Annotated in this window: 26 protein-coding genes and 1 tRNA gene; 8 read left to right on the top strand and 19 right to left on the bottom strand. The window is 71.6% G+C overall.

Going from position 1 to position 26,557, the window contains the following annotated elements; genetic code table 11:
- Positions 1 to 111: 111 nt before the first annotated feature.
- The gene (locus tag J7E91_RS32020) at positions 112 to 462 is read left to right on the top strand and encodes a hypothetical protein (RefSeq protein ID WP_214910396.1); all 351 of its coding nucleotides are present in this window, start codon (positions 112 to 114) and stop codon (positions 460 to 462) included.
- Here J7E91_RS32020 and J7E91_RS32015 read toward each other — a convergent pair.
- Entirely contained in the window at positions 451 to 1,230 is a 780-nt protein-coding gene (locus J7E91_RS32015; protein WP_214910394.1) for an RDD family protein, read from the bottom strand. The genes J7E91_RS32020 and J7E91_RS32015 overlap by 12 nt on opposite strands.
- 73 nt (positions 1,231 to 1,303) lie before the next feature.
- A complete protein-coding gene (locus J7E91_RS32010; RefSeq protein ID WP_214910391.1) occupies positions 1,304 to 3,256 on the bottom strand; it encodes an RDD family protein in 1,953 nt (650 codons plus the stop codon).
- Between the two features lie 277 nt (positions 3,257 to 3,533).
- On the opposite strand from J7E91_RS32010, the gene J7E91_RS32005 reads away from it, so the two are divergent.
- Entirely contained in the window at positions 3,534 to 4,007 is a 474-nt protein-coding gene (locus J7E91_RS32005) for an SsgA family sporulation/cell division regulator (RefSeq protein ID WP_214910390.1), read from the top strand.
- Positions 4,008 to 4,013: 6 nt separating this feature from the next.
- Here J7E91_RS32005 and J7E91_RS32000 read toward each other — a convergent pair whose 3' ends face one another.
- Entirely contained in the window at positions 4,014 to 4,397 is a 384-nt protein-coding gene (locus J7E91_RS32000; protein ID WP_214910388.1) for a VOC family protein, read from the bottom strand.
- A gap of 93 nt (positions 4,398 to 4,490) precedes the next feature.
- Positions 4,491 to 5,858: an FAD-binding oxidoreductase gene (locus J7E91_RS31995; RefSeq protein WP_214910387.1), complete on the bottom strand. Its 1,368-nt coding sequence runs from the start codon at positions 5,856 to 5,858 to the stop codon at positions 4,491 to 4,493.
- 98 nt (positions 5,859 to 5,956) lie between these two features.
- Here J7E91_RS31995 and J7E91_RS31990 point away from each other — a divergent pair, with 98 nt between their 5' ends.
- Complete coding sequence (locus J7E91_RS31990) at positions 5,957 to 7,345, top strand: tetratricopeptide repeat protein (protein WP_214910386.1); 1,389 nt, start codon at positions 5,957 to 5,959, stop codon at positions 7,343 to 7,345.
- A 171-nt stretch (positions 7,346 to 7,516) separates the two neighbouring features.
- Here the strand turns inward: J7E91_RS31990 and nthA are convergent, their stop codons facing one another.
- The 8 genes from nthA to hppD all read right to left on the bottom strand — a co-directional run bounded on the left by nthA (position 7,517) and on the right by hppD (position 13,614).
- Complete coding sequence (gene nthA / locus J7E91_RS31985) at positions 7,517 to 8,107, bottom strand: nitrile hydratase subunit alpha (protein WP_214910385.1); 591 nt, start codon at positions 8,105 to 8,107, stop codon at positions 7,517 to 7,519.
- Entirely contained in the window at positions 8,104 to 8,394 is a 291-nt protein-coding gene (locus J7E91_RS31980; protein ID WP_214910384.1) for an SH3-like domain-containing protein, read from the bottom strand. The genes nthA and J7E91_RS31980 overlap by 4 nt, the downstream gene beginning before the upstream one ends.
- Positions 8,387 to 8,668 (bottom strand): SH3-like domain-containing protein, encoded by a 282-nt coding sequence (locus J7E91_RS31975; RefSeq protein ID WP_214910383.1) that lies wholly within the window; start codon positions 8,666 to 8,668, stop codon positions 8,387 to 8,389. The genes J7E91_RS31980 and J7E91_RS31975 overlap by 8 nt, the downstream gene beginning before the upstream one ends.
- Positions 8,669 to 8,678: 10 nt before the next feature.
- Positions 8,679 to 9,563: a Teichoic acid biosynthesis protein C (Precursor) gene (locus tag J7E91_RS31970; protein WP_308377524.1), complete on the bottom strand. Its 885-nt coding sequence runs from the start codon at positions 9,561 to 9,563 to the stop codon at positions 8,679 to 8,681.
- A gap of 143 nt (positions 9,564 to 9,706) precedes the next feature.
- Complete coding sequence (locus J7E91_RS31965; protein ID WP_214910381.1) at positions 9,707 to 10,357, bottom strand: hypothetical protein; 651 nt, start codon at positions 10,355 to 10,357, stop codon at positions 9,707 to 9,709.
- A 39-nt stretch (positions 10,358 to 10,396) separates the two neighbouring features.
- Positions 10,397 to 12,013: an alpha/beta hydrolase gene (locus tag J7E91_RS31960; RefSeq protein ID WP_214910379.1), complete on the bottom strand. Its 1,617-nt coding sequence runs from the start codon at positions 12,011 to 12,013 to the stop codon at positions 10,397 to 10,399.
- Between the two features lie 7 nt (positions 12,014 to 12,020).
- Positions 12,021 to 12,341, bottom strand: a complete 321-nt coding sequence (locus tag J7E91_RS31955) for a hypothetical protein (RefSeq protein ID WP_214910378.1) — start codon at positions 12,339 to 12,341, stop codon at positions 12,021 to 12,023.
- A gap of 124 nt (positions 12,342 to 12,465) precedes the next feature.
- On the bottom strand, positions 12,466 to 13,614 hold the full coding sequence (gene hppD, locus J7E91_RS31950) for a 4-hydroxyphenylpyruvate dioxygenase (RefSeq protein ID WP_214910377.1): 1,149 nt from the start codon (positions 13,612 to 13,614) through the stop codon (positions 12,466 to 12,468).
- Between the two features lie 143 nt (positions 13,615 to 13,757).
- Between hppD and J7E91_RS31945 the strand changes: the two genes are divergently transcribed.
- The 4 genes from J7E91_RS31945 (at position 13,758) to J7E91_RS31930 (ending at position 16,444) form a co-directional block, all read left to right on the top strand.
- On the top strand, positions 13,758 to 14,243 hold the full coding sequence (locus J7E91_RS31945) for an Lrp/AsnC family transcriptional regulator (RefSeq protein ID WP_214910376.1): 486 nt from the start codon (positions 13,758 to 13,760) through the stop codon (positions 14,241 to 14,243).
- An 81-nt stretch (positions 14,244 to 14,324) separates the two neighbouring features.
- The gene (locus J7E91_RS31940) at positions 14,325 to 14,927 is read left to right on the top strand and encodes a transcriptional regulator (protein WP_214910375.1); all 603 of its coding nucleotides are present in this window, start codon (positions 14,325 to 14,327) and stop codon (positions 14,925 to 14,927) included.
- Between the two features lie 15 nt (positions 14,928 to 14,942).
- Positions 14,943 to 15,134, top strand: a complete 192-nt coding sequence (locus J7E91_RS31935; protein WP_214910374.1) for a hypothetical protein — start codon at positions 14,943 to 14,945, stop codon at positions 15,132 to 15,134.
- Complete coding sequence (locus J7E91_RS31930; protein ID WP_214910373.1) at positions 15,131 to 16,444, top strand: MFS transporter; 1,314 nt, start codon at positions 15,131 to 15,133, stop codon at positions 16,442 to 16,444. The genes J7E91_RS31935 and J7E91_RS31930 overlap by 4 nt, the downstream gene beginning before the upstream one ends.
- Here J7E91_RS31930 and J7E91_RS31925 read toward each other — a convergent pair.
- From J7E91_RS31925 to J7E91_RS31910, 4 genes are all read right to left on the bottom strand, one after another.
- Positions 16,380 to 17,171 (bottom strand): S16 family serine protease, encoded by a 792-nt coding sequence (locus J7E91_RS31925; protein WP_214910372.1) that lies wholly within the window; start codon positions 17,169 to 17,171, stop codon positions 16,380 to 16,382. The two genes, J7E91_RS31930 and J7E91_RS31925, sit on opposite strands and share 65 nt — an antisense overlap.
- A gap of 124 nt (positions 17,172 to 17,295) precedes the next feature.
- Positions 17,296 to 17,937 (bottom strand): IclR family transcriptional regulator, encoded by a 642-nt coding sequence (locus tag J7E91_RS31920; RefSeq protein WP_214910371.1) that lies wholly within the window; start codon positions 17,935 to 17,937, stop codon positions 17,296 to 17,298.
- Between the two features lie 335 nt (positions 17,938 to 18,272).
- Positions 18,273 to 20,054 (bottom strand): DEAD/DEAH box helicase, encoded by a 1,782-nt coding sequence (locus J7E91_RS31915; protein ID WP_028813163.1) that lies wholly within the window; start codon positions 20,052 to 20,054, stop codon positions 18,273 to 18,275.
- A 152-nt stretch (positions 20,055 to 20,206) separates the two neighbouring features.
- Positions 20,207 to 21,670, bottom strand: coding sequence for an MFS transporter (locus J7E91_RS31910; RefSeq protein WP_214910369.1), 1,464 nt, complete (start codon positions 21,668 to 21,670; stop codon positions 20,207 to 20,209).
- A 178-nt stretch (positions 21,671 to 21,848) separates the two neighbouring features.
- On the opposite strand from J7E91_RS31910, the gene J7E91_RS31905 reads away from it, so the two are divergent.
- Positions 21,849 to 21,923, top strand: a tRNA-Cys gene (locus tag J7E91_RS31905).
- A 16-nt stretch (positions 21,924 to 21,939) separates the two neighbouring features.
- Here J7E91_RS31905 and J7E91_RS31900 read toward each other — a convergent pair.
- From J7E91_RS31900 to J7E91_RS31890, 3 genes are all read right to left on the bottom strand, one after another.
- Positions 21,940 to 23,106, bottom strand: coding sequence for a lactonase family protein (locus J7E91_RS31900; protein ID WP_214910367.1), 1,167 nt, complete (start codon positions 23,104 to 23,106; stop codon positions 21,940 to 21,942).
- A gap of 322 nt (positions 23,107 to 23,428) precedes the next feature.
- Positions 23,429 to 25,756 (bottom strand): xanthine dehydrogenase family protein molybdopterin-binding subunit, encoded by a 2,328-nt coding sequence (locus tag J7E91_RS31895; protein WP_214910365.1) that lies wholly within the window; start codon positions 25,754 to 25,756, stop codon positions 23,429 to 23,431.
- On the bottom strand, positions 25,753 to 26,557 hold an 805-nt coding region (locus J7E91_RS31890; protein WP_251016571.1), incomplete at its 5' end, for a (2Fe-2S)-binding protein. The genes J7E91_RS31890 and J7E91_RS31895, both read right to left, overlap by 4 nt.

Below are 26,557 nucleotides of genomic sequence, written 5' to 3'. Positions count from 1 at the left end.
TTAGGTCACGCTTACTCCGGTTCCGTGCGGGCACTCACCGTCGTAGAGTCGCTTGCAGTGCGACCCGGTTGAGACAGACCCCCTACCGCTGCTCCGAGGACGGAAATCGCCATGCCGCGTCCGACTGCCGCACAGTTCGCATACGGTTCAGCCACCGTCGTCTTCTCGACCCTCGCCCTGCTGCTGCTGTCACAGACGGCGTCGGGCATCGGCGTCGCGATCATCGCACTCGCCGCGCTCGCACTGGGCGTGCTGGTCTCGCTGACGGTGCCCATGCCGAAGACGGCGCGCACCGTTCACCGTACGAACGACGCCGCCGTCTCCGGGACGACCGGCGCGGCGACCGCCGACGCGAGCACCGACTCCGCCGGCTCCGACGCCGCCGAGGCGCGGGTGCCCGGCCCGCGCACCGTCTCCTCGCGGGCCCACTCGGCGGTCGGCGGGCACTCGCTACGTGGTTGAGACCACCACCGTCTTGGCCGCCTTGTCGTGCAGGCCCTGTTTATAGGGCTTGTCGACCAGGATCATCACCAGGTTGATGAGCCACCACAGGCAGAAGCAGCAGATCAGCGCCGGTACCCACAGGACCACGGCGCGCAGCAGCGACGCGTTGGTCTCCGGGACCATGCCGTTGTTGAGCATCGCGACGCGCAGGTTCATCAGCCGCTTGCCGACGGTCCGGCCGTCCTTGGCCGTCATGTAGGTGTCGTAGCCGATGTACACGACCATGGTGACGAGCTGCCAGATCAGCGACTTGCCGTCGGACATGGTCGTGACTTCGTCCCAGTCGTCGCTGTTGTACTTGTCGAACATGCCGAGCAGCCAGCCGATGAGCCCCAGCGGGATGGCGACGATCAGTCCGTCGATGACGCGGGCCGCGATGCGCTTGCCGGTGGGGGCGAGCGGCGGCATCCCGGCGAGCGGGTCGGCGGCGCCGCCGCTGTAGGGCGGCGGCGGGGTGCCGTACGGGGTGCCGCCGTAGGGCGAGTCGCCGTACGGGGATCCGCCGACGGGGCCGGGTCCGGTGGGGCCGCCGGGTCCACCAGGGCCGCCCGGTCCACCGGGGCCGCCTGTCCCGCCCGTGCCACCGGTGTCGCCCGCCCCGCCCGTGTCGAACGGTCCGCCGCCCGCCGAGGGTGGCGGCGGCGACGGCGGCTGGTCCGGCGGGGGTTTCTTGAGGAACGGGTCGTCATCGGGCGGCTCGCCGGGCGGCGGCTGGTCGGTGCTCATAATGGCAGTCGACCGCGCCCGCCCGCCGCCCGCATCCGGTCGGGTGCCGTTCGGGGGACCCGGTGGGAGGCGCTCAGTCCCCCGCGACGAACGTACGGGCCACCTTGTCGTGCCAGCACTGGCGCCACGGGCGGTCGAACAGGCACCACGCGGCGTTGACGACCCCGATCGCGAGGACGCCGAGCAGGCCGTACACCAGCCAGCGTCGCAGCGCGGCGCCGAACGTCGGCGGTTCGTGCGCCTCGATGTCGCGTACGTGCATCCGGCACAGCTTCTTGCCGAGCGTACGGCCCCACTTGGCGGTCGGCAGCACCTCGTACACCACTCCGATGAGGAGGTACGCGCCGAGGACGATGCCGAGGTATCCGGCGGTGGTTCCGTCGAGCAGCCATACGGTCACGGTCTCGCCGGAGAGCTTCGCCGCCTCGATCTTCTCGTCGATGTGCGCGAGCGTCGCCGAAACGAGCGGTACGGCGACGGCGCTGACCGCGGCGCCGAGGACGACGGTGTCGATCAGGCGTGCGGCCAGCCGCTTGGCGAGCCCGGCGGGCCTGGCCGCGGCCTGGGCCTGGGCGGCCTGCAGGAACGGATCGCTGACCGGCGGCTTCCAGGGCACGACGGGCGGCGCGCCCGCCTCGTCCCGGTCCGGCTGCGCCAGTTGGTGCACCTGCTGCGCCCAGGAGGCGGCCCCGCCGCCGGCTCCGGCAGAGACGGGAGCGGCGGCAGCCACCCCACCACTGGCCTGAGCCCCGGCTTGCCGCTGGGAGGAAGCCTGACCCTGACCGGGCACCTGCCCCTGCCCGACGGCCTGCGCCGACCGGCCACCCTGGCCGGAGGCGTTCCCCTGGCCGGAGGCGTTCCCCTGGCCAGGAGCCTGTGCCGACCCGCTGCCCCGCCCCGGGGCCTGTGCCCGTCCGGGAGACTCCGCCTGACCGGGCGTCTGCCCGTGCCCACCGGCGTGGAACTGCGCGGAGGCCTGCGGCTGCCCGGAGGCGTGACCCTGGCCCGGGGTCTGGTTCTGCCCGGGTGCCACTCCCCGGCCGGGGACGCGCCCTTGCCCGGAGGGCTGCGCCTGGCCGGGAGTTCGGCCCTGCCCGGGTGCCACCCCCTGGCCGGGGACGCCCTGCCCGGAGGGCTGCGCCTGGCCGGGGGCGTGCCCCTGGCCGGAAGCGTGACCTTGCCCGGAGTCCTGGCCCTGGGCCGGGACTTGGGGGCGGCCGGCTCCCGGGGTCATGGTTCTGATGGCCATCGTGCCGTCGGCCTGGGCGGTGCGCGGGGACTCCCCGTCGCCGCGGCGCAGGGCGCGGATGGTGACCGTACCGTCGTCGCGAGGCGACGTCCGGCCGGGCTTGCGGACGCCGGGCAGCGCACCCCCGCTGGGGTCGGCCGCGGTGCCGCGCGCGTCACGCTCGCCGGGGGCGCCGGACGCCGCGCCCGAGGCGGCTTCCGGCGAGGAGCCGCCCGTACGCCGGAGGTCGACCCCGCCGCCCCCACGGCGCTGATCGCCCGAAGCGTGACCGGGCGCCGCCGGGGCGCGCCGGGGGTCCGCCGACCCGCCGGAAGCGGAAGCGGACGTACCACCAGAGCCTTGCCGCCCGCTGGGCCCGGACTCGCTTGCGGGGCCGGAGGACGGGCCGCCGGCCGCAGCGTCCGCGGTGGCGGAGCCCCAGGAGACGCGGCGGTCGCGTTCGCCGCCGAAGCCGGTCTGGCGGGACGTGTCCGCCTGCCAGGCCGACGCCGGCTCCGGGGTGCTGCCGTGCAGGTGTGCGCCCTCGGGCTCCTCGTCGAAGAAGAGCGGACCGGTCTCCTCCACGGAGGGGGAGGGCGAGGGGGCCGGGGTGGGCGTGGGGACCGCCGCATCGGCAGGCGCAGCGGGCATCGCCTCGCCGTCCGGCGGGGCGGGGCGGCTGGTGCCGGGCACCCATGAGGCCCCGTTCCAGAACCGGACGTAACCGGGGATGGACGGGTCGGGATAGTAGCCAGGAGTGGGGCTGCTGTCGCCGCTGGCCGGGGTGGGGGCGCTCATCACCGTGTCCCGTATCTAGTCGATGGCCTCGTTATCGAGGTCCACATCTATCAGACCGCCGCGACGCGCCGGGCCTGTCCCAATGGAAGCACTTCTTTCCGGGCATCCCCAGAGCCTCCCCGTAGCCTCTCCGTAGCCTCCCCACGGCTTCGCCGGACGCTTGGACCGGACGGGCTCGGAAGTTGTCGGCGAAAGTCGCGTAATGAGCCGCGGGCAGGCCCCTCTCTCCCTGCGAGGCCCGCTCGAAGGGCACGTACGCGGAGAGGAAGGGACCTTCATGCACACCGTGGTGGAACGCGAACTGGAGCTCAACATGGTGCTGTCGCCCGAGCGCAGCATCCCCGTCCCGGCCCGGCTGGTCTACCGCACGGACGACCCGTACGCCGTGCACATCATTTTCCACATCGGCTGCGACTCCCCGGTCAACTGGACGTTCGCGCGTGAGCTGCTCGTCGAGGGCGTGTTCCGGCCGTGCGGCAACGGCGACGTACGGATCTGGCCGGCCAGGACCGACTCGCGGAGCGTGGTCTGCGTGGGCCTGACGTCACCCGACGGAGACGCCCTCCTGGAGGCGCCGTCCCCGGCCGTGTCCGCCTGGCTGGAACGGACGCTGCGGGCGGTCCCGCCGGGGACGGAGTCCGGTCGGCTCGGCCTGGACGAGGCGCTGGCCGAGCTGCTGACGCCGGCCCCCGACGACTTGTGGCTGCGGGACCCGTGGCCGTCGGACGATTCCAAGGACGGCGAGGCATAGGTGGCGTCAGTCGGTGACGTACGTATGGGTGAGGAACTCGATGGAGTGCCCGTCGGGGTCGTCGATGTAGAACCCGCGCCCCTGATGCTCGTGATTGATCTGCTGGGACCGCTCGTGGTGCGGGTCGGCCCAGTAAGGGAGTTCGCGCTCCTGGACCCGCGCGAGGATCTCGTCGAACTCACCGTCCGGCACCAGGAACGCCAGGTGCTGCGAGACGATCCGCGCGCTCGCGGAGTCGAGGTAGTCGAGCGTGACGCCGTTTTCCAGCGGCACGCTCGCGAACGGACCGAAGGGCTTGGGCTCCGGGGCGCCCATCAGCTCCGTGAGGAAGCGGGCGGCGGCGAAGCGGTCGCGGCTGTGGACGATGGTGTGGTCGAGGCGCGCGGGCACGGTTCCTCCTCGTTGAGGCTGTTTGACCTGCCCCCTCACGCTATGCGCAGCGCCGCGCCCCGACCATCGGACTTTGGCCGTACTCCGCAGGCCTCAGAGGACCTTGCCCGGATTGAGGAGGCCGAGCGGATCGAAGGCAGCCTTGACAGCACGCTGCAACTCGACTGCCACCGGCCCGAGTTCGCGCGCCAGCCATTCCTTCTTGAGTACGCCGACACCGTGCTCGCCGGTGATCGTTCCGCCGAGTTCGAGCCCGAGCGCCATGATCTCGTCGAAGGATTCACGGGCGCGCCGCGACTCGTCCTCGTCCAGATGGTCGAAGCACACCACCGGATGCGTGTTGCCGTCGCCGGCGTGCGCGCACACGCCGATGACCAGGTCGTACTTCTCCGCGATGACGGCGGTCCCCTCCAGCATCGCGCCGAGCTTCGAACGCGGCACGCACACATCGTCGATCATCGTGGCGGACTTGACCGCTTCCAGCGCCGTCAGAGACATCCGCCGCGCCTGCAACAGCAGTTCGGATTCGGCGGCGTCGTCGGCGGGGACCACTCCCGTAGCGCCCGCCGCGGTGCACAGCTCACCGACCGCCGCGAGGTCGGCGGCCGGGTCCGGTGTGTCGAAGGCGGCGAGCAGGAGCGCCTCGGTGGACTCGGGGAGGCCCATGTTCGCCATGTTGTTGACGGCGCGCAGGGTCGTACGGTCCATGAGTTCGAGCAGCGACGGGGCGTGGCCGCGCGCCATGATCTCGCAGACGGCGTCGCAGGCAGCCGCCGCGGACGGGAACTCCGCGGCGAGGACGAGCTGCCGCGGCGGGGCGGGCTTGAGTGCGAGCACCGCCCTGACAACGATGCCGAGAGTGCCTTCGGAGCCGACGAAGAGCCGGGTGAGGTCATAGCCCGCGACGCCCTTGGCCGTGCGCCGTCCCGTGGTGAGGAGCCGGCCGTCGGCCAGGACCACGTCCAGGCCCAGCACGTACTCGGCCGTCACGCCGTACTTCACACAGCACAGCCCGCCCGCGGCCGTGCCGATGTTGCCGCCGATGGTGCACATCTCCCAACTCGACGGGTCGGGCGGGTAGTACAGCCCCTCCTCGGCCACGGCCCGCGACAACACCGCGTTGATCACTCCGGGCTCGACAACGGCGATCCGGTCGACGGCACTGATCTCCAGAATCCGGTCCATCTTCACCATCGACAGCACGATGCACCCGTCGGACGCGTTGGCGGCGCCGGACAGGCCCGTCCGGGCGCCCTGCGGCACAACGGGCACGCGCAGCGCGGTCGCGGTGCGCATGACGTGCTGGACCTCCTCGACGGTGCGCGGCAGGGCCACCACGGCCGGGGCACCGGCCGCGCAGAATCCGGCCATGTCGTGGGCGTACGACGCCGTGATGTCCGGGTCGGTGATCAAGGCGTCCGCCGGGAGGCCCGCGCGCAGCTCTTCGAGAAGATCGTCCATGCTCCCAGCGTGGCACTCGGGGCCATCGGTGTGAACCCGTCCGCGAATCCGTTCCACGGCTCCGGATGCGCTCGTAGTACTGGCGCACAGTGAGCGGCATGGAGACCGAACAGCAGGTGAAGCGGCGGTGGCCCCGCGCCGTGCTCGCGGGCGTGGCGGTGCTGGTCGTCGCGGGGGTGCTCACGGCGGAAGCACTGAACGAGGGACCCCCTGCGCCGGGCCCCGTCGGACGCGCGATGGCCGCCGTCGAGGCGGTGGGCGCCGGGGCGCCTGCCTCCCCCACCGATCTGACCGCGCTGATCGGCGACCGCGAGTCGTGGCTGCGCGCGCACCCCGAGGACGACCACTCCTGGGCGGTACTCGGCTCCGCGTACCTGGAGCGGGGCCGGTGGACGGCCGACCCGGCGGACTTCCCCCGCGCGGAGATGGCACTGCGCCACTCACTGTCCGTACGACCGAAGGAAAACCCGGACGCCGCAGTCGGCCTCGCCGCACTGGCCCACGCTCGCGGCGACCACCGCACAGCCAAGAGCCGGGGGGAAGCGGTCCGTAAACAGTCGCCGAGGCGCTGGACGGTGTATCCGGTCCTCATCGGCGCGTACACCCAGCTGGGTGACCAGAAGGCTGCCGCAGAGGCGGTGGAGAAGCTGGAGGCGCTGCGACCGGGCCCGGCGGCACGGCGGCTGGCGGCGGAGGTGTACCGCGACCGGGGCTGGCGGGAGGACGCGGCGGCGACACTGGCCGACGCGACGGCGCTCGCGGACTCCACGGCGGAGAAGGTGACCGGGCTGCACCGCATGGGCGAGCTGGCGTGGGAACGGGGCGAACCGGAGGAGGCCCTGCGCCACTACGAGGCGGCTCTGCGGGCGGACCCCCGCTACGGGAGAGCCCGCGCGGGCCGCGCCCGGGTCATGGCCTCGCTCGGCCGCCCGGCCGACGCGGAAACGGACTACCGGGCCGCGCTCACCGACACCCCGCTGCCCGAACTCCACTTCGAGTACGGCGAAATGCTGGAGTCCCTGGGCCGCGTGCCCGAGGCGAAGGAGCAGTACACCCTCGTACGGAAAAAAGTAGCGCTCATCCGGAAGAACGGCGGCGGCGGGAACGAAATCCTCCTCGCGCAGCTCGACGCGGACCACGGTGACCCGGCCGCGGCGGTGCGGCGACTGCGGGCGGAGTGGCGGCGGCACCCCAACGCGTACGTCGCCGACTCCCTCGCGTGGGCCCTGTACCGCGAGGGCGGCGCGAAGAACCGTACCGAGGCCCTGAGATACGCCCGCAAGGCCACCGGCCATGGCTTGCGCAACGCGCTGTTCTTCTACCACTTGGGTGCGATCGAGAACGCCGCCCGCGAGTACGGTCCGGCCAGGCGCCACCTGGAGGAGGCCTTGCGCATCAACCCGTCGTTCTCGCCGCTGCTGGCCCCAAAGGCAAGGGAGGCCCTGAACACCCTGGGCGAGCCCCGGCGCGGCGGTCCCCGGCGCTGAGCAGCGCCCCCGCCCGGCACACCGGGTTGCCGGAGGGGACGTGCCGGGGCGCTCCCCGCAGGGTGTCGAACGCAACCACCGCGAACGAACCCACACCTACCCGAACGTTCGGCACCCGAGGAGACGCCCCGACGCGGCACCGGTCCCGTGAGCCGGGGGTAGCCGGGGGGTCTACAGCGCCGCCGTGCCGATCAGCGCGTTGCGGGTGACCAAGGCCGCCAGGGACGGTTCGTCCAGGTCCTCCGTGCCCGCAGGACGGCGCGGCAGGACCATGTAGCGCGTCTCCGACGTGGAGTCCCACACCGTGACGGCGACCTCCTCCGGCAGGACCAGCCCGAACTCGGCCAGCACCGCACGGGGATCCCGCACCACCCGCGACCGGTACGCCTCGCTCTTGTACCAGCTGGGCGAGGGCCCCAGCAGTCGGACCGGGTAGCAGGAACAGAGCGTGCAGACCACGACGTTGTGCGTGTCGGCCGTGTTCTCGACGACGCGCAGCCGCTGCGGCTGTACTCCGCCGGCGGACAGCCCCAGCTCCGTGACGGCCGTGGTCCCGTCGGCCAGCAGCCGCGCCCGGAACCCCGGGTCGGTCCACGCGCGGGCCACCACGCGCGCACCCCCGGCCGCCGAGGCGCCCGTAAGAAACGCGTCGATGGCTTCGTCGACCGCGGCGCCGGTGACGATGCCACGGTCCTCCAGCAGCGTCTCCAGCCGCCGCACCCGGCGAGAGATCAGGGCATCGGAGTGAGTGGTTCCGGTCACGGCTGGTCGTCCTCCAAGTAGCTTTCGAACAGGTCAAGGACAACATCGTGCTCGCCCTCGCCCCACAGGTCCCGCGCCGCGAACCGCACGGCGTACACCTGCTCCACAGGGCAGTCCGTACGCCCCTGCGCCCGGACGTCGGCGAGCGGCGCGCGCCCCTCGGGCTCAATGACCGTGCCGCGCTTGCCGCGGGCGTACCGCGGCAGCCGGGTGTGGTGCGGCGGGTCGTGGTGGACGGTGCGGACGCGCGCGCCGGGCGCGTAACGGTCGGTGCGGCCGTCAGTCATCGAGCTCGCCCGCCGCGACGACGCCCTTGCGCTCCAGCAGCGTCCGGATCGCGAAGAACCACCGCTCGTAGTACGACGCCGCGAGGTACTCCGCGGGCGGCATCGTCTCGACGGCGTCGCGGAACTCGTCGAGGTTGTAGACCTTCTGGGCGATGAGCGCGCCGTTCAGGGCGAAGATCCGCGCCTCCCAGTCGGCGTGGAAGGGCTGTGTGTCGTCGGTGGTGTCGACAGGCCCGAAGCCCTGCATGCCGCCCACATCGTTCATCCTGGCCATGATCGCAAGCTTATGTGTGCTGCTTGTAGTAGATCGAGTACCTGCGCGCGCCCACCTCCCCCGAGGCGAAGCCCATGCACAGCCGCGGCTTGCTGGTGCGACGTACGGCGAGGCCTTCCGGTTCGCGGTAGTCGAGGGAGTAGCCGGCCTCGGTGCGGCTCCGCTGGACGAGGCTGCCGGTGCGGATGTCGATGCAGGAGACGTACGTGTTGCCGTGCCCTGAGGGCGGATTGGCGGTCCCGTACGCCTCGCCGGCGAGCTGGTACAGGTAGTTGCCGTGCAGCGCGAAACCCTGGAAGTCGACGTCCGCGTCGGGGTGCGCGGGGGCCTGCGCGAAGTCGTGGAGGGGTTTGGAGAAGTTGCCCGCGACGGCGTGGGCGAGCGAGAAGACGCGGTAGCGGACCTTGCCGCCGGTGCGGTGGCGGACGGCGATCCGCTTGCGGCTCATGTCGACGGACGGCTGGTTCGCGGTGGAGCCGGGAACGGGGTAGCGGGTGGTCTCCGCCGAGCTGCGACGCACCTGCCGGTCCACGAAGCGGAAGCGCGTGATGCCGCGCCCGAACCCCCCGGACTCCGCGACCCGCGCGTCCGCCTCGGTCCAGATCCAGGTCGCCCCGGCCGCGTCCCGCTCGACGCCCATGCCGACGCCGTGCCCGTGCCCCAGCAGGTACATGTGTCCCAACCGCGTACCGCTGAAGTCGAGTTGGTTCAGGCACATGTCGCCGCGCTGCCGGCGCTCCGTGCCGGTGTACGCCCGCGACTCCCCCGGAAGCTTGATTCCGCCCTGCATGACCTGGAGGACGTACAGCCGCTGCCGGGAGTCGTCGAAGGCGAAGGACTGGAGGACGGTGGTGTGTCTGAGCGGCTTTTTCCAGTGCCATCTCGTCGATGGCACGGCTAAGTCGATCCGCTCATCACTCGTGCTCGCACTCACACTAGTCATGGCCATGACTCACGATAGCGAGCACCGGCCCCACGGGACAGGGGCGCGTAACACCGCGCGCGCAGCACAAGCAGCACCTTGCGCCACACCCTGGCTCAGCCGAAGTCACCGGCTCCTGCGGGGCGCTGAACCACGGACCGCTCCTGAGCCTGAGCCGGCGCCACAGCCGGCGCCGCAACCGGCACAGACTCGCGCTGTGGGCGCGGAAGCGGGGCGGACACCTCTTCCTGCTTCTTTCCCGGCGGAAGGAAGCAGGGGGTGGTGACGCCGAGGATCATCCGGTCGTAAGGGGGCTTCATCGCGCCGACGGACACGAAGAAGTTGGCGTCACCGCCCTTGGAGTACAGCAGGATGTGACGCCAGTCGCCCTCACGGTAGGAGCTGACCTTGTACCCCTCGTCCTCCAGCTTCTTCTTCAGCTTTCGCAGGCCGGCGTTGTACTCCGCTCGGGGCAACGGGACCTGAGCTGTGTAGCTCAGGTAGAACCGCCCGTCGTTGGCCTGTTCGCCCTCCTTGCCCCTGCATTCGCGGAAGCGCTTGTCCACGGTCTTGTTGTCCGCCTCCGAACCGATCTCGTCGGCCAGCAGGTTGACCAGCGCCCGGACGTCGTATTCGGCCTTCTGCTGGCTCTTTACGGGGAGCGGGTCGTTCTTTCCGTTGTCGGTCATGCATCCTCCAGTGGCGAGCAGCGCCAGGAGCGTCAGTACGGGCAGGGCGGTACGGCGGCACTTCATGTGTATGGGCATGGTTCAGCAAGCTCCCGGCCCGGGCACGCCCCGGGCACGCTAGTCGTTCTCCTTGTGCTGACCCTCGCTCGGCGGCTGCCCCACGATGATCTTTCCTTGATTGCGGAGGCTTTCACTGCCTTCGTCCCAGTAGCCGCTGTGGCCTTCGGTATCGACCTCGAAGACCCGGCCGCCGAACTCCTCATCCGCCGGGTTCTCCCCCAGCGTCAGGTCGGCGGCTTCGTCGGTGACCATGTCGTCCTCCGCGTACCCGGCCCACACATGGTCGGCGTCCATGTTGAGGTCCGACGCGTGGTCGACCGTCATACCGGGGCTGCCGACGACCACGACGTCGTCCGCGCCGAGGCCCTCGCCGTCCGAGGCAGCCGCGCCCACCATGGTCGAGCCGTAGCTGTGCCCGAGCACCGTCATATGGGTGGGCTCACCCTGGTGAGACTCGCGCAGGCCGTGGGTGAAGCTGCGCAGATCCTGGGCACTGGCGTCGGCACGCTCGGTGGTGAACATGGTGTTGTTGGCTTCAGGAGCGTCGTAGCCGAGCCAGGAGACGACGGACGTGCTGGCGCCCGGATCGGCCCGCATGGCTTCCTCCTGGAGCACGTCAGCACGGTTCAGCTGGTCGCCCACATTCGACAGGTCGTTGTCGGTCCCCGGCACCTGGATGGCCGTGTTGTCCGCGGTGTCAGGGTTCCCCCTGGCCACCACGGCCCGGCCGTCGCCCTTCTCGGCGTCGATGCCGAGGACGTAAAGCTGGTCACTCGGGCGGGTGGAGCCGTCCGCCTTGTCGAGTTCGTCCTGGAGCTGGAGCAGGCCCGAGTACTGGCGGTCGTCGTGGATACCGAGCTGCCCGGCCTGCTCCTTCTCCCGGTAGGCGCCCAGCGAGACCTCCATGGACTTGCGATTGGCCTCGTCGCGGTCCGCCGAAGGGATGCCGTCGAGCCACCCGACCTTCTGCGGGTAGGCGTCCATGTACATCTGCTGCTGCTCGGGGGTGAGGCTCTTCCACCAGGCGGCGTTCTTCTTGGGGTCCTTGTCGTTCGGGATGTCCTTCTCGTCGATCCCGTACGAGCCGGCCACCAATTGCGCGTCGTCCTGGGCGCTCTTGGAGCCGTACACCTTGTCCAGGTCGAAGGTGTCGATCTGGTGCAGCAGTGCCTTGCCCTCGTCCGAGGCGCTTTCGGCGTCGGCGATCGCCTGGTCGATACGTGCCCGGTACTCGCCGAGCGGCCCGCTGCGCGCCTGCCGGGACTGCTGGTAGTCCGGGTCGTGCCGCTCCGCCGAGGACATGTTGTCATCGGTGGGGTCCGAGACCCAGCCGTCGTCGTCGACGGCGTACCGGTCGGCCTCGGCCTCGCGGACCGCCTTGCGCAGATTCTGCTGTGCGAGCTGCATCTTCTCGCAGGTGCCCTTGAGGACCGTGGCGATGGAGCCGGCCTGTGACTGGGAGTTGCCGAGCTTGCGCTCGTTGTCCTCCATCATCATGAAGCCGTAGGTGGCGTCCGTGCCCTCCCAGCCGCTGGCGTGCAGCGGTCCGGTGACCTGGCGGCGGTGCTGGACCTGGGCCGCCTCCAGGCTCTTGGCGAGGGCCCGCCAGGAGTTGGCGGCCGCTTCGAGGTCGGAGAAGTCCTGCTTCATGAGAACGCTGAACTGAGCGGTCATGGCGGGCTCACACCGCCGCGAAGGACTGGGCGGTCAGGTCTTCGTTGAACTCGTGGCCGTCGGCGGTTCGTCTCAGCCGCTCGGCCTCGCTGTCGCCGCCCTCGCCGCCGATGCTCTTGCGCAGGTCGTGCAGGGCCGTGCCCCAGTCGTTCGCCACCCGGTCGAGCTCGGCGGCTATGGACCACTTGTTCATGGTGACGGACGCCGACCTGGCGTCGGCCGCGGCCTTGTCGACCGGCTTTCGCAGGTTGTCGCCTATCGCGTCGGCGGCGCCTGCGGACGCCCGCAGCTCCGACGGCTCGACATTTATGCTGCCGCTTTCAGCCATTCCGCTCCCCCGTGACTCATGCGAGCGGCCAGAGTACCGGGGAGATCACCAGGGCGAAAAAGGGGGCACCCACCAGGCCGGGAAGGCCATGGCGAATGCCCCAAACGCCGTATCGCTACTGCGACTAGAGGTTGCCGCGCTTCTCCTGCTCGCGCTCGATCGCCTCGAAGAGCGCCTTGAAGTTGCCCTTGCCGAAGCCCATCGAGCCGTGCCGCTCGATCATCTCGAAGAAGACGGTCGGCCGGTCCTGGACCGGCTTGGTGAAGATCTGCAGCAGGTAGCCGTCCTCGTCGCGGTCCACCAGGATCTTCAGCTCGCGCAGCGTCTCGACGGGTACGCGCGTCTCGCCCGCCCACTCGCCGAGCGTGTCGTAGTACGAGTCGGGGGTGTCCAGGAACTGGACGCCGTTCGCCCGCATGCTGCGCACGGTGGCGACGATGTCGTTGGTGGCGAGCGCGATGTGCTGGACGCCGGCGCCGCCGTAGAACTCCAGGTACTCGTCGATCTGCGACTTCTTCTTCGCGATCGCGGGCTCGTTGATCGGGAACTTCACCTTGAGGGTGCCGTCCGCGACGACCTTCGACATGAGCGCGGAGTACTCGGTGGCGATGTCGTCGCCCACGAACTCCTTCATGTTGGTGAAGCCCATGACCTTGTTGTAGAAGGCGACCCACTCGTTCATCTTGCCGAGCTCGACATTGCCGACGCAGTGGTCGATGGCCTGGAAGGTGCGCTTGGCCGGCGGCTCGACCATCGGGTCGGCGGCGACGAAGCCGGGCAGGTACGGACCGTTGTAACGGGACCGCTCGACGAGGGTGTGCCGGGTCTTGCCGTACGTCGCGATCGCGGCCAGGACGACAACCCCGTGGTCGTCCTTGACCTCGTGCGGCTCCTCAATGCCGCGCGCGCCGTGCTCCACGGCGTAGGCGTACGCGGCACGGGCGTCCGGGACCTCGATGGCGAGGTCGACGACGCCGTCACCGTGCTCGGCGACGTGCTCGGCGAGGAAGCGGCCCCGGTCGGTGGAGGCCTTGATGACGGAGGTGAGGACGAAACGCGCGGCGCCGTTGGTCAGGACGTAACTCGCGGTCTCGCGGCTGCCGTTCTCCGGTCCGGAGTAGGCGACGAGCTTCATGCCGAAGGCGGTCGAGTAGTAGTGCGCGGCCTGCTTGGCGTTGCCGACGGCGAAGACGACCGCGTCCATTCCCTTGACCGGGAAGGGGTCGGCCTCACGCGCGGTGCTGGGGGTGGTGTGGTGCGTTGTCTCAGTCATGGCGGCAGAGTCTCTCCGTATCGCAAGCTGCGCAATAGTTCGCTGAAACACTGGGCAATATGCCCAGCGACTGGCGAGAATGGCCGGGCGTTCTGTACAGGATGACCAAGGCAGGCACGAGGTGCCGGGAGGCGGGCAGGCCCATGTCCAACGAGGGTATCGACGAACTCGACGGCCGGCTCATCGTGCTGCTGGCGCGCGAGCCGCGTATCGGGGTGCTGGAGGCGTCCCGGCGGCTGGGCGTGGCGCGCGGGACCGTGCAGGCGCGGATGGACCGGCTTCAGTCCAATGGAGTGATCCGCGGCTTCGGCCCGGACGTCGATCCGGCCGCTCTCGGCTATCCGGTGACGGCGTTCGCGACGCTGGAGATCAAGCAGGGCCAGGGAGCCGACGTACGGGCGCATCTGGCGACGGTCCCCGAGGTCCTGGAACTGCACACCACCACCGGCCACGGCGACATGCTCTGTCGCCTCGTCGCCCGCTCGAACGCCGATCTTCAACGCGTGATCGACCGGGTTGTCGGTTTTGAGGGCATCGTGCGGGCCTCCACGGCGATCGTCATGGAGAACCCCGTGCCCCTGCGGATCATCCCGCTGGTGGAGCAGGCGGCGGCGGACGGGCCGGGCTGACGGAGATCAAGGGCGGGAGTGGACCGAACGCGTTGCAAAGAAGTGGTTGCAAAGGTTTCTTTGTAACTCTACGGTGAGGGCATGCCCAAGCAGCCCGACTCCGCCCCCGGCTCCGAGCATCCCACGCCCGGCTACCGCACCCTGGACGCCCGTTCACTGCGCGGCCTCGCCCACCCGCTGCGCATCCAGCTCCTGGCCTCCCTGCGTCACGACGGCCCCGCCACCGCCTCCCAGCTGGCCGAGCGCCTCGGCGAGTCCAGCGGCGCCACCAGCTATCACCTGCGCCAGCTCGCCTCGCACGGGTTCGTCGAGGACGACCCGGAGCGCGGCAAGGGTCGCGAGCGGTGGTGGAAGGCGGCGCAGGAGGGGACGAACTTCAGCTCGGAGCTGCACAACAGCCCCGACCCGGCGGTGCGCGGCGCCGCCGACCTCTTCCTGCACGAGGTCGCGAACATCCACACGCAGGAGGTCGGCACCTGGCTCGGCACCTCGCGCGAATGGCCCGAGGAGTGGGCCAGGGTCGGGGACCTCAGCGACTTCACGCTCCAGCTCACCCCCGGTCAGCTGCGCGAGCTGAACGACAAGATTCACGACCTCATCGAGAGCTACCGCGGGCTGTCCGACGAAGGTTCGGCCCAAGTCCGCCTGCACACGCACTCCTTCCCCCGCCGCGCCACGGACTGAAAGGAACTGCCGGTCATGCACCCCGACATACACCTCACGCTCCACCACCACCGCGCCGCCGAACTGCACCAGGAAGCCGCCGCGTACACCCGGCTCCCCCACCCCGCGCCGCGACGCCACCTGCGCACGCGGCTCGGCTGGACCATGGTCGAGCTGGGCCTGCGCCTCGCCCAGCAACCTCCCGCCCGGTCGGCCCGTATCGCATGACCGTCGAGGGGGGAGAACCGGGCGGCCGGAAGCCGTTCGCGGCGGTACTGGCCGCCAACACCGTGTCCATAGCGGGCACTTCGCTCACCATGATCGGCGTGCCGTGGTTCGTGCTCGACACCACGGGCAGCGCCGGCCGGGCCGGCGTCGTCGCGTTCTGCGCGACGCTGCCGGTCGTCGTCTCCGCGCTCGTCGGCGGCCCGCTCATCGACCGGATCGGCCGCCGCCGGGTCTCCGTCGCCTCCGACCTGGTGTGCGGCCTCGCCGTCGGCGCGATCCCGCTGCTGCACTACGCGGGTGTGCTGGAATTCTGGATGCTGTGCGCCCTGATGGCGATCGGTGGCCTCGCCCATACGCCCGGCATGACCGCCCGTTACGTCCTGATGCCCGACCTCGCCGCCCACGCCGGCACCACCCTCGCCCGCGCCGCCAGCCTCTTCGAGGGCGTCTCGCGCGGCGCCCGCATGATCGGGGCCGCGCTCGCGGGCGTACTGATCGCGCTGCTCGGCGCGGAGGCGGTGCTGCTGCTCGACGCGGCCACGTTCGCGGCGTCGGCGCTGCTGGTCGCGGCCGGAGTACGGGGCGTACGGGCGGCCGAGCCCCAGAAGGCGGCGCCGGTGTCCTTCACGACGTACCGAAGGGAACTGCGCGAGGGCTACGTCTTCCTCCTGCGCCACCGCCTCCTGCTGGCCATAGTCCTGATGGTGATGCTCACCAACGGTCTTGACCAGGGCTGGAGTTCGGTCCTGCTGCCCGTCCACGCCAAGGACAACCTGGGCGGCGCGACCGACCTCGGCATGCTCGCCGCGATCTTCGGCGGATGCGCGCTGCTCGGCGCCCTTCTGTACGGGGCGGTCGGCGAGCGCTTCCCGCGCCGGGTGGTCTTCACCGTCGCGTTCCTGCTCTGCGGGCTACCGCGCTTCGTCGTCGCGGCGCTGGTGGACGGGACGGCCGCGCTGGCCGTGACGATGGCGGCGGGCGGTCTGGCCGCCGGGATGCTCAACCCGATCCTGACGACGGTGACGTACGAACGCGTCCCGCAGGAGCTGCGCAGCCGCGTCGGCGGCGTGTCCACGGCCGGCTGCGAGCTGACGATGCCGCTGGGCGGCCTCGCGGCGGGGCTGCTGGTCGAGGAGGCGGGGCTCGTGACGGCGCTGCTCGTGGTCGGCGGGGCGTACTTCCTCGCGACGCTGAGCCCGGTGGTCTTCCCGTCCTGGCGGACGATGGACGACGTAACCGGGAACCTCAGCAGCTCGGAACCTTCCCGCCCTTCTTCTCCAGCGCGACCAGAGCCCGCACCGCGTCCTTGAGCGTCGTGACGGGCACCAGCCGCAGCCCGTCCGGCAGCTCGGCCTGAGCCTGCGAGCACTCTTCCCTCGGTACGAGGAAGACCGTCGCCCCATCACGCCTGGCCGCCTGCGTCTTGAGCGGTACGCCGCCGACCGGGCCCACGTCTCCGCCGGAGGTGATGGTGCCCGTACCGGCGATGTTGCGGCCGCCCGTGAGGTCGCCTCCCGAGCCGTCGCCGTCCAGCTTGTTGACGATGCCGAGGGAGAAGAGGAGACCGGCGCTCGGGCCACCGATGTCGGCGAGGTTGAGGTCGACCTTCACCCGGTCGGGGCTCTTGCCGAGGTAGCCGAGCGCCGCGTCGACGGCGGTCTCCTGCGACTGCTCCATCTCGGCGACGTTGTGCTTCTCGATCTCGGTGTCGGTGCCGCCGGTCGGGTAGACCGCCTCCTTGGGCAGGACGGCCCGGTCGGTCCTGAACCACGCGTCGACGACCTGCCCCAGGTCGACGTCGACGGACGGGGCGGTCGCCACGATCGTCGTCATCCGCAGCTGCCCGGTGGTCTCGCGGACCGGCGCACCGGTGATGGTGATCACCGGCTTGCCCTTGTCGTCACCCTGGACGTTCGCGGTACTGCCGGGCTGCGCGAGGACGTACGGCAGCGGCGCGAAGGCGGCCACGGCGAGGAGCGCGAGCGCGGGGGCCCCGCAAAGGGCGAGGACACGGGGGCGGGAGAGACGTGAGAGCACGCCCCCAATCTAGTGGGCGCGCGCACCTCTCCCCCGAGCACCTCTCGCACCACTTCGCGGTCTACGAGCCGCTGCGCCGCCCTCCGGCCGCCGGGCCACCCCGCACCTCAGGCGACCTGCCCCCTCACCTCAGCGCGTCGGCGACCTCCCGCGCCGCGTCCACCACGCGCGGGCCGACCCGCTCGGGGATGGAGTCGGCGAGCATGACCACCCCGACGCTGCCCTCCAGCCCGGTTATGCCGACCAGGGGCGCCGCCGCGCCGCTGGCCCCCGCCTCCAGTTCGCCGTGGGTGAGGGTGAAGCCGTCGACCGCGAGGGCGCCCTGGCGGGCGGCGAGGATGGCCTTGCCGGCCGCGCCCCGGTCGAGGGGGTGACGGAACCCCGCGCGGTACGCCACGTGGTAGTCGGTCCACGTCGGCTCGACGACCGCGACCGCGAGCGCCTCCGTGCCGTCGACCAGCGTCAGGTGCGCCGTGGCGCCTATGTCCTCGGCGAGCGAGCGCAGCGCGGGCAGGGCGGCCTCCCGTACGAGCGGATGGACCTGCCGGCCCAGGCGCAGCACGCCGAGGCCGACGCGGGCACGTCCGCCCAGGTCGCGGCGTACGAGCGCGTGCTGCTCCAGGGTGGCGAGCAGCCGGTAGACCACGGTGCGGTTCACACCGAGCTTGTTGGAGAGCTCGGTGACGGTCAGACCGTGGTCGGTGTCGGACAGCAGTTTGAGGACACGAAGTCCCCGGTCGAGCGTCTGGGAGGTTTCCGCGGTCACGACGCCCACTCCTCTGTGGTGAGTGCGGCGGCTCTCTCACGCTGTGCGCCGCCGGTCCCTTCGGCGTCGCGCGCAGAGGCCGCCGGCAGGTCATGGCACCGGCTGCGCTCCGGGGCGGCTCTGCCACGGGGCGTATGCGTTGCCGGAAAGGTAGCGATCCACTCCGCTCAGCGGAAGACCTCGTCCAGAATCCGGGCGCGTACGGAAGTCGATCAGCTTGCGGAACGCGATCCGGGCGGATCCGGGTTTGGAGGTCCCGCCACCACGGGAAAGCGGGGCCCGGAGACGATCCTCCAGGCCCCGCTGCCCCCGCCGGCCTTGAACCCGGCGGGGCGTCACCGCATCCGGGTGGCCCACTCCTGAACCTTCTTGATCCGCTCCTGGAGCTGCCCGGCGGTCGCCTCGGCGCTCGGCGGACCGCCGCAGACGCGCCGCAGTTCGGTGTGGATGACGCCGTGCGGCTTGCCGGTCTGGTGGACGTACGCGCCCACCATGGTGTTGAGCGACTTGCGGAGCTCCAGCAGCTGCTTGTGCGTGACGACGGGCCGCGACTCGGCGGGCTTCTCCAGCAGATCGGCCTCGGCGGCCGGCTTCTGGCGGCTGTGCGCGATCTGCCGGGTCTGGCGCTTCTGGAGCAGGAGCTGCACCTGGTCGGGCTCAAGCAGACCGGGGATTCCGAGGTAGTCCTGCTCCTCCTCGCTCCCCGGGTGGGCCTGCATGCCGAACTCGGCGCCGTCGTACAGCACGCGGTCGAAGACGGCGTCGGACTCAAGAGCCTCGAAGGGCAGCTGCTCCTCGGTCTCCTCGTCCTCCAGCTTCTCGGCGTCGGCGAGGAGTTTGTCCTCCTCGGCGAACGGGTTCTCCTCGTCGCTGCCCTTCTTGGGCTTGTCGAGGACGTGGTCCCGCTCGACCTCCATCTCGTTGGCGAATTCGAGAAGCATCGGGATCGTGGGAACGAACACGGACGCGGTCTCGCCGCGCCTGCGCGATCGCACGAAGCGCCCGACCGCCTGGGCGAAGAAGAGCGGGGTCGAGATGGTCGTCGCGTACACGCCGACGGCGAGCCGCGGTACGTCGACGCCTTCCGACACCATGCGGACCGCGACCATCCACCGGGACTCGTCCGCGCTGAACTGGTCGATCTTCTTCGAGGCGGCCTTCTCGTCGGAGAGCACGACGGTCGGCCGGTCGCCCGTGATCTTCTTCAGAATCTTGGCGTACTCGCGCGCACTGTCCTGGTCGGAAGCGATGACGAGCCCGCCGGCGTCCGGAATCCCCTTCCGTACCTCGGTCAGCCGGGTGTCGGCCGCCGCCAGCACATTGGGGATCCACTCCCCGGTCGGCGCGAGCGCGGTCCGCCATGCCTGCCCAATCGCATCCCTGGTCATCGGCTCGCCGAGCCGGGCGGCGATCTCGTCACCGGCCTTGGTGCGCCAGCGCATGTTGCCGCTGTACGACAGAAAAATAACGGGCCGTACGACACCATCGGCGAGGGCGTTCCCATACCCGTAGGTGTAGTCGGCGGAGGACCGCCGGATCCCGTCGTTCCCCTCCTCGTACGCGACGAAGGGGATCGGGTTGGTGTCGGACCGGAACGGCGTACCGGTCAGAGCCAGCCGCCGGGTCGCCGGGTCGAACGCCTCCTGGCAGGCCTCGCCCCACGACTTCGAGTCACCGGCGTGGTGGATCTCATCAAGAATGACCAGCGTCTTGCGCTGCTCGCACCGGTTGCGGTGGAGCATCGGCCGTACGCCGACACCGGCATAGGTGACGGCGACCCCGTGGTACTCCTTGCTCAGCGGTCCGGCGCTGTAGTCCGGATCGAGCTTGATGCCTATGCGGGCCGCGGCCTCCGCCCACTGCTTCTTGAGGTGCTCGGTCGGAGCGACGACCGTGATCTGCTGCACGACGTGGTGGTGCAGCAGCCATGAGGCGAGCGTCAGCGCGAAGGTCGTCTTGCCGGCGCCGGGCGTCGCGACGGCGAGGAAGTCGCGCGGCTGGTCCTGGATGTACTTCTCCAGCGCCCCCTGCTGCCAGGCACGCAGCTTGTTGGCAGTGCCCCACGGGGCGCGGCCGGGGAAGGCGGGTGAGAGGTGGTGGGAGGCGGTAGTAGTCACGGTCTCCGGTTCAGGGGCTCTCGGGGTCACGGGGGTACGTAAGACAACCGGGCCACCCTACCGGTGGCCCGGTTGCGATGCCGCTGAACGCCCCGGCCCGCCCCCTGTTGGGACCCACCTCACACCAGGGCATGCCCGTTTGTCGCGACGGCCTACGACTGCGGGGTGCGCAGCCGGGTCGCCACCCACGCTCCCACCAGCGCCACCCCGGCCATCGGCAGGAACACCGCCGCGAAGGCCGCCGGGTGGGATCCGGACGCACCCGAGGCCGCCACGGTGTGGCCCACCGCGCCGCCGCCCAGGGCCGCGAAGACCGCGCCGCCGATGGCCAGCAGCATGACGTTGGACAGGCCGTCGGAGATCTGGAGGGCGGCGGAGTTCGCGCCCGCCTCGTCCGGCGCCGAGAGCTGGAGCAGGAGCACGCTGGTCGAGGCGATGACCGTGCCCATGCCGAAGCAGCCGACGCCCCAGGCGACCGCGACCACCCACACCGGCACGGCGGCGATCAGCACGCTCGGCGTGGTGGCGATGGCCGCCGCGACCAGGACCATGGACCCGGAGACCATCCAGTCCCGGTACGGCTCCATGCGCGGCCGCGACTGTACCCACGAACCGAACGCCCACGTCGCACCGCCGACCGCCAGCGAGAGCCCGGCCAGCGTCGGGGACAGTCCGCGCTGGGTGACCAGCATCAGCGGTACGAAGGACTCCGCGGCGATGAACGCCCCCGCCGCGATCCCGCGCAGCAGCACCACCGAAGGCAGCCCGCGCGCCGCCACGTAGGTGCCGCGCGGCAGCAGTCCGCGTACGGCCGGCACGAGCAGCACACCGCCCACCGCCGCCGGGAGCAGGGACAGCCACCTCAGGTCCTGGCCCGCGTACTGGAGCAGCCCCGCCCCCAGCGAGATACCGAGCGCGAGGCGGATCCGGCGGCGGTCGAAGGCCGGGACGGGGGCGCCCGCGTCGGCGGGCCCGGCCGCCTTGCGGCGGATCGCGGGCAGGGCGATGGCGAGCGGGAAGACGACCAGGACGGGGATGCCGACGAACACCCAGCGCCAGCCGAGCTGTTCGGTGACCGTCCCGGACACGAGCGGCCCGACGACGGAGGGCACCACCCAGCTCGCGGAGAAGGCGGCCAGGATCGCGGGCTGGAGCCGGGACGGGTAGGCGCGGCTGACGACGACGTACAGCGCGACGATCACGAGTCCGCCGCCGAGGCCCTGGACGGCCCGGCCCAGGATGAACAGCCACATCGCGTCGGCCGTGCCGGAGAGCAGCAGGCCGGCGCCGAAGGCGCTGATGCCGGTGGCGAGCGGCGCGAGGGGACCGCGCCGGTCGGCCCACTGGCCGGACAGGACCATGGCGAAGAGGCTGGTGGTGAAGTAGGAGGAGAAGGCGAAGGCGTAGAGGGAGACGCCGTTCAGCTCGCGGGCCGCGACGGGCATGGCCGTACCGACGGCGGTCGCCTCGAAGGCGATGAGCAGGACGACGGCGATGATGCCGATGCTGAGTGCGCGGTGGGTTCTGCCGAGAACGCCGCTCCGCTCCGCGGGTTCGCCGGGTATCTCGTCGGCTTCGGGCGCGACCTCGGCGTCGCGCGGCTCCAAGGCGGTCATTCGCCCAGAGTAAGGGGCGTACTGGCTAATGGACCCTGTCGTAGGGAGGGCCGGTTGTCGGTCTTTGGTCGTACGACCGCGGCGGCGTATGAACGCGGTGTGGCAGTCGCGTTGCGGCCCGGGCCGATCCCTTGAAGACGCCTCCGCCGCCGCCCTACGGTCGTGACATCAGCTACCCGGCCGTGTACCCGAGTGGCTCAGGGACTCGCCTGCAAAGCGATTTACGTCGGTTCGATTCCGATCACGGCCTCCAGCGTCATTCCGCCCCGCTACACCGGCAGCACGCACACCGGGACCGGCGCCGCCAGCGCCGCTCCCGCCGACGCGAGCCGGCCCGTACGGCTGTCCACGCGAAACGCCGCCACCGTGCCCGACCTCTGGTTGGCGGCGAACAGCAGCCCGCCGGCCGGGTCCACGGCGATGTGCCGGGGGTACGAGCCCCCGGACGGCGTGACGGACACCAGCCGCAGCGCCGCGCCGCCGCACTCGGCGGCGAAGACCGCGATGCTGTTGTGGCCCCGGTTGGAGACGTACACGAACCGCCCGTCGGGCGAAACCAGCACACCCGCCGGATAGTTGCGCTCGGTGAGTTCCGTGCCGGACGGGAGGGTCGGCTGCGGGGCGCCGGGGCTCAGGACGCCGGTGCGCTCGTCGTAGCCGCACGCGACCAGGGTGCTGTCCAGCTCGTTGACGACGTACGCGTGCCGGCCGGTGGGGTGAAAGGCGAGGTGCCGCGGCCCGGCCCCCGGCTTCATCGCGGCGCGTGAACGCTCCCGCAGCTTCCCGGTGCGCGGGTCGAGCCGGTAGGTGTGGACGGAGTCCGTACCCAGGTCGACGGCGACGACGTACCGCCCGGCGGGATCCGTGACGACCATGTGCGCGTGCGGGCCGTCCTGCCGCTCAGGATCGGGCCCTGCCCCCGTGTGCCGTACGACGTCGGTGGCCTCCCCGAGCACGCCACCGCGCCCGATGGGGTGTACGGCCACGCTCCCGCCGGTGTAGTTCGCGGTCAGCAGGAACCGCCCGTCGGGATGCACCGAGAGGTGGCAGGGGTCGGCGCCGCCGGTCCCGCGGGCGCGCCCCAGCACCTCGGGCGCCCCGGCCCCGACGCGCACGGCGGTGACGGCACCCTCGGCGCGCTCGTCGACGGCGTACAAGGTGCGGCGGTCGGGCGAAAGCGCCAGGAAGGAAGGATTCTGCACACCGACGAGCACCCCGGTGGAGGCCAGCTCCCCCTTGCGCGGCCGGTACGAGGCGAGCCCTATGCCGGTGCCGCCGCCGGGCTGTGTGGTGTACGTACCGAGGTACGCGCGCCGCAGCGCCTCCGCGGCCCGCGCACCGCCGGGCACCGCCAGCGCGGCGACGCCGGCCCCGGCCAGCGCTCCGAAGCGACGGCGGCTCAACCGTGCGTCGGCCGCTCGCAGGTAGCTGCTCATCAAAGCCTCACGCCCTCGGGGTCGCCGGTCGGTGTGCCGCACTCACGCTCGCATCGTGGCCTGGACCACGACACCGGGCAAGGGGAAGCGCGCACGAGCGCGGCGGCCGCGGGCCGACATTCCACGGTGCCAGGAGGGAACACCCCGGCCCGCTCCCCCCACACCCCGCCCAGCAGCCAACGGTGCCGCGAGGGGACGTGCCGGGGCGCTCCCCGCAGGGCGTTGAACGCAACCACCACGAACGAACCAACGCAGTACCCGAACGTTCGACGCCCGAGGAGACGCCCCGGCGCGGCACCGACCCCGAAGCCCCCAAAGCCCGCTACGCGGGCGGCGCGGCCACCGCCGCCTGGGGGCGGATCGGCAGGCGGTTGACCGGGCGGCCGGTCGCCGCGCGCACCGCCGAGGCGATCGCGGCCGGGGACGTGACCACCGGGACCGCGCTGACCGCCTTCGCGCCGAAGGGCGCCACCACATCGCGCTCCTCCACCAGCTTCACGATGCGGATGTCCGGCGTGTCCAGGGACGTCGGGAGGGCGTAGTGGGTCAGGTCCGGGTGGCGGACCAGGCCGCGCGGGGTGCGGAGGTTCTCCGTCAGCGCCGCGCCCACGCCCTGCGTGACACCCGCCTCGATACGGGTCGCCAGCTGGGCCGGGTTCAGGATGCGACCCACGTCCTGGGCCACCGCCATCTCCACCACGCGGACCGAGCCCAGCTCGATGTCCACGTCCACGATCGCGCGGATCGCGCAGAAGGCCAGTCCCACGAACGCGTCGCCCTGACCCGTGTCGTCGAGGGGTTCCGTGGGGTGGGGGCGGCACTGGGCCGTGGCCCAGAGTTCCTTGCCGTCCATCGCCTCCGTCACCGTGGTCGACAGGACGCCGTCGTACGACGTGATCTTGCCGTCGGCGATCTGGAGGAGCTCGGTCGACATGCCGAACTTGTGGGCCAGCGGCTGGAGGAGCTGGGTGCGGACCATCTTCGCCGCGCGTTCCACCGCGCCGCCCGACACCCACGTGTGACGGCCGTGCGTCGCGGCGCCCGCCGGGGGCTGGTCCGTGTCCACCGAGGCCACGTGGACCTCTTCGATGCCCAGGATCTCCTGCACGATCTGGCGGGCGAGAGTCGAGAAGCCCTGGCCCGTTTCGACCGCCGCGCAGATGACCGTCGCCACGCCGTCGTGGACCTTCACCGTGGCCGTGGAGACCTCGTCCGCGCCCTCCGCGCCCAGCATGTGCACCATGCCGACCGCGTAGCCGACTCCGCGGCGTACGGCACTCGGCTCGCCCGCGCCCTCCGGGCCGCCCGGCAGCAGCCAGTCGTCCTGCGGGGTGTCCTTGGGGAGCGCGGGGAACGGGAAGTCACGTACTGCGGACAGGAGTTCGGCCACGGGCGCCGGGCAGGTCACCGTCTGGCCGGTGGGGAGCAGGTCACCCGTCGCCAGTACGTTGCGCAGGCGCAGTTCCGCCGGGTCGAGGCCCAGCTTCGCCGCGAGCTTGTCCATCTGGCCCTCGTACGCCGCGCACACCTGGAGCGCGCCTTCGCCGCGGACGTGACCGGACGGGGGGTTGTTCGTACGGACCGCCCAGCCCTCGATGAAGGCGTGCGGGACCACGTACGGGCCGCAGGCGAAGGAGACCGCCGCCGCGAGGGATTCGGAGGAGGCGTCGGCGTACGCGCCCGCGTCCAGGAGGATCTGGGCCTCGACCTTGACCAGGCGGCCCTCCGCGTCCGCGTGGTGGCGGTAGCGCAGCAGGGTCGGGTGGCGGTGGGCGTGACCGAGGAACGACTCCTCGCGGGTGGCTGCCAGCTTGACCGGGCAGCCGGTTCTGAGGGCGAGGAGGCCCAGTGGGATCTGGAAGCTGCCGTCCTCGCGGTCGCCCGTCGCGCCGGGGACGCCGGTGACGACTACCTTCACACGTTCCTGTTCCAGGCCGAAGCAGGCGGCGGCGCGGTCGCGGTCGGTGTGGGGGTCGGTGGACGCCGTGTAGATCTCCACGCCGCCGTCGGGGCGCGGGACCGCGAGACCGGCCTCGGCTCCGATGGGCGCCGGGTCCTGGCGGCCGATGCGGTACAGGCCCTCGACGATCACCTCGCCCACGGCCTCCGGGTCGCCGAAGCTGAGGGGAATGTGGCGGATGAGGTTGCCGTCGGGGTGCAGTGGCTCCGCGGCGAAGGCCTGCTCCGGGTCGGTGACCGGTTCCAGGACCTCGTACTCGACCGCGATGGCGGCGGCGGCCAGGCGGGCCGTGTCGGGATGGTCGGCCGCCACTGCGGCGATCGCCTCGCCGTGGTGGCGGACCAGGTCGGAGGCGAACACGGGGCGGTCGGCCACGCTGCGGCCGTGCGCGTGGTCGCCCGGGAGGTCCTGGTGGGTCACCACGGCCCGTACACCCGGCATTTCGGACGCGGCGGTCGTGTCGATCGAGACGATACGGGCGTGGGCGTGCGGGGAGCGGAGGACTGCCGCCCACAGGAGGCCCTCTGCCCAGAGGTCGGCCGCGTACGGGAACGTGCCCTCCGTCTTGGCGCGGGCGTCGGCCGGCGGGAGGGACGCGCCGAGGCCGTGGGTGGGTGTCTCGGGGCGGCGCTCGGGCTGGATGCCGTCGACCGCCGTCACGCTGGTCGCGGTGGCCGCGTCGTTGCTCACGCCATGCCTCCGTCGTGCGGGTTTTCGTGCGGGTGCTCGTGGGGGTGGGGCTGCTGGACACTTCCCGCGCCGGGGGGTGCCTGGTGCGGGATGCGGGCCTCTTCGGCCGCGGCGGTCGCCTCGCGCTCGGCGACGACCTCGCGTACGGCGTCGAGGACTCCCCGGTAGCCCGAGCAGCGGCAGAGGTTGCCGCAGAGGGCCTGGCGGGTTTCGAGTTCGCTCGGGGCGTGGTTGCCTTCGAGCAGGTCGTGGACGGTCATCGCCATGCCGGGTACGCAGAAACCGCACTGGACCGCGCCGCAGTTGGCGAGGGCGCGCTGGACGTCTGACGGTTCGCCGTCGGTGGCCAGGCCTTCGACCGTACGGACCTCGCTGCCGGCGGTGGTGGCGGCGGGCACGAGGCAGGAGGCGACCAGGCGGCCGTCGACCTGGACGGCGCAGGCGCCGCACTCGCCCTGGGAGCAGCCGTCCTTGGCACCGGCGAGGCCCAGGCGCTCGCGCAGGACGTAGAGGAGGGACTCGCCGATCCAGGCGTCGGTCACGGGGCGGTCGGCGCCGTTCACGCGCAGGACGTAGGAGGCGTGGGGGTGCTCGCTGTGGGCGGGGTCTTCCGGGGCGTCTGCGGGGGGCGCGGGTTCGGCGGGGGCGGCGGCGGGGGCTGCGGTTTCGGCGGGGGGTTCCGGGTCGGTGCCGCGCCGGGGCGTCTCCTCGGGCGTCGAACGTTCGGGTACTGCGTTGGTTCGTTCGCGGTGGTTGCGTTCAACGCCCTGCGGGGAGCGCCCCGGCACGTCCCCTCCCGGC

This window comes from Streptomyces sp. ISL-99, from assembly GCF_018614005.1.
In the GTDB taxonomy this organism is placed as follows: Bacteria; Actinomycetota; Actinomycetes; order Streptomycetales; family Streptomycetaceae; genus Streptomyces; species Streptomyces flavidovirens.
Note: the sequence above shows the minus strand (reverse complement) of the source record. Positions and strands in the feature narration are given on the sequence as shown.